Genomic DNA, 2,349 nt, shown 5'->3' with positions numbered 1-2,349 from the left:
GAGCCACTTTACATGGCAAATCAGAACATTCTGGTGGTATCTCGCTTGGAATATTATTGCCTTTTTGCCGTTTATTTTCTTGTTCTTTACAGGTGAAAATACTGACCTATTTGCAGGCGTTGCAATCTCATCGACCGTATTTTGTGTGGGTGTAATTGGTGCTGCATGGATCTGGATTGTATATCGTGCAATTCGTGGATTGATTGCACTCAATGATAACCGTCCGATGTATCAACCTTAATAAATAAAAAAGAGAGCATTAAGCTCTCTTTTTTATTCTCGAATTCTTTTAGTTTTTTTAATGGGTAACTTAAGTTTTAACTCACTCACTAAAACACCTAATACCACTAAAGCACCACCCAAAAGAGCAATAACTGGTAAACGCTCACCCGCAATTCGACCAATAATTCCTGCCCAAACAGGTTCTCCTGCATAGATAATTGCAGCACGGGAAGGATCAACCATACGTTGAGCCCAGTTCATCACAAATTGAATAAGTGCACTAGCTAAACCTAATGCAACAGCAAGGAGTACAAGTGGCCATGAAAATGCAGGAATTGCATGTTCACCCACCACAGGCATAATGGCAAAAGAAACCAGAGAGGCTACGCCCAGTTGAATGACGGTGACGCGACGTAAATTTACTTTTCCAGCAAAGTAACTAATAAAAATAATTTCTAAAGCAATCGCAAGTGATCCGAGTACTGTTACAAGCTGTCCAAAATTTAAAGAGATTTGTTCGAAACCATTACCTGTCAATAAAATAAGGCCAGCAAAAGCAAGGACTGCTCCCACCCAAGTCATAATGTGTGGAACTTTTCTAAAGATGAGCCACATTAAAATAGGTACAAGCGGAACATAGAGTGCTGTTAAAAAAGCCGACTCACTACTTGGAATGGTTTGAAGACCAATCGTCTGTGTGCCATAACCTGCTGCAATTACAAGACCAATCGTGCTGCCAGCACCTAGATCTTTTAAAGTAACGCCTTTCATACTCTTGAAAGAAATAAGCAGCAAGGTAAGCGCCGCGACAGCAAAGCGGCAGCCCACAAAAAACATAGGCGATGAAAAATTCAGTGCATATTGCACAGTAAGGAATGTTCCACCCCAAATGATCGTAATCAAAACGAGTGCTAACTGTGGGGCTTTGCTTGAACTCAAAGAAATTGGTGACATATTCAAAATAGAAAGAATTGTGCAATATACTGCACATATTGCGCTATTCTTCTATTTTGTGCAATATATTGCTCATATTTTATTTGCTGCATTAATTTATGAGCCAGTCCAGTACCGTTTTACAGCATGTCAGCACAAATATTCGTTCCTTAAGAGATGAACGAGATTTAAGCCAACAGGACTTGGCCGATCAGGCAGGGGTGAGCAGACGGACAATCGCAGCTTTGGAAACAGGGCAAGTCAATATTAGCTTAGCTAAACTCGATGCAATTGCCGCAGTGTTGGGCGTCGATTTTAGAACGATTGTGAGTGCACCTGAGCACAAAGAACAAGCTTTGGTCAATGCACTGGCTTGGCAAGGTGAAAAAGAAGAAAGCAGAGCGACTTTTTTGGCTTCAGTTCCGTCCCGTTCGCAAGTTGAGCTTTGGACATGGTCGTTAGCAGTAGGGGAGTCTTATGTTGCCGAAGCAGACCCAGAAGGATGGCAAGAGCTTATTTATGTATTAGAAGGTGAGTTGACCATACAATTTGCAGATAGCTCAAAAACTATCGTTGCTGGTTCTTCATTTATATATGCTAGTTCAGTGACTTATACCTATATCAATAGTGGCAACCAAGTACTTAAATTTATTCGTAATGTGGTCTATTGATTTTAAAGTCTTTATAAAATCACATGAGTTATTAAATTTTATATAAAGAATTTCTCTTATTTAAAAATTTGTAAGTTTAATTCTAAACAAAAAATAAGAAGAACAATAAATAAGGCAAGTTATAATATTTCTTGTGTAATGAAATTATTTTTAACTCGTTTTAATAGAAAAAAGATATAGAAATGAAATTTTTATTAAGTTCGCAAGATATTCAGAACTATAAATTTATATGGCAGGTTTCTAAAGAAAATTATAAGAAACAGAAGAGTAGTATGTTTCTCATGTTTTTATTAGTGATGTTTTCAGCATTCTTTACAACATTGTTGCCATACCTGCTGAAAATTATTATCGACTATTCTGCACACGAATATAACTTTTTCCTCAATATTCAACTCCCATTTAATTTTTTATATCTACTCGTACTTGCCTACGCGACTGCATGGTTGGTGAATGAGTTATGCCATTGGACGCAAAATATTTTTAGTGCTTATTTGATGGTTGATTTCAAAGGAGCATTAATTTT

2 protein-coding genes and 2 pseudogenes are annotated in these 2,349 nt (G+C 37.5%); 3 read left to right on the top strand and 1 reads right to left on the bottom strand.

What is annotated here, in order from left to right; genetic code table 11:
• Positions 1-241 (top strand): annotated as a pseudogene (locus UC75_RS21010) (hypothetical protein); the annotation flags it as partial.
• Positions 242-273: 32 nt separating this feature from the next.
• On the opposite strand, the gene UC75_RS09855 reads toward UC75_RS21010, so the two are convergent.
• Positions 274-1,176 carry a DMT family transporter gene (locus UC75_RS09855; RefSeq protein ID WP_049837472.1) on the bottom strand — a complete coding sequence of 301 codons (903 nt, stop codon included), beginning with the start codon at positions 1,174-1,176 and terminating at the stop codon, positions 274-276.
• A 98-nt stretch (positions 1,177-1,274) separates the two neighbouring features.
• Here UC75_RS09855 and UC75_RS09850 point away from each other — a divergent pair, with 98 nt between their 5' ends.
• On the top strand, positions 1,275-1,826 hold the full coding sequence (locus tag UC75_RS09850) for a helix-turn-helix domain-containing protein (protein WP_049837471.1): 552 nt from the start codon (positions 1,275-1,277) through the stop codon (positions 1,824-1,826).
• A 182-nt stretch (positions 1,827-2,008) separates the two neighbouring features.
• Positions 2,009-2,349, top strand: a pseudogene (locus tag UC75_RS09845) (ABC transporter ATP-binding protein); the annotation flags it as partial.

Source organism: Acinetobacter sp. V2 (assembly GCF_001188385.1).
In the GTDB taxonomy this organism is placed as follows: Bacteria; Pseudomonadota; Gammaproteobacteria; order Pseudomonadales; family Moraxellaceae; genus Acinetobacter; species Acinetobacter oleivorans.
This window is presented reverse-complemented; position numbering and strand designations above follow the sequence as displayed.

What these genes read in the sequence shown, in the direction of transcription:
- UC75_RS09850 (WP_049837471.1), top strand. Translation starts at nt 1,275, where the DNA reads ATGAGCCAGTCCAGTACCGTTTTACAGCATGTCAGCACAAATATTCGT.
- UC75_RS09855 (WP_049837472.1), bottom strand. Translation starts at nt 1,176, where the DNA reads ATGTCACCAATTTCTTTGAGTTCAAGCAAAGCCCCACAGTTAGCACTC.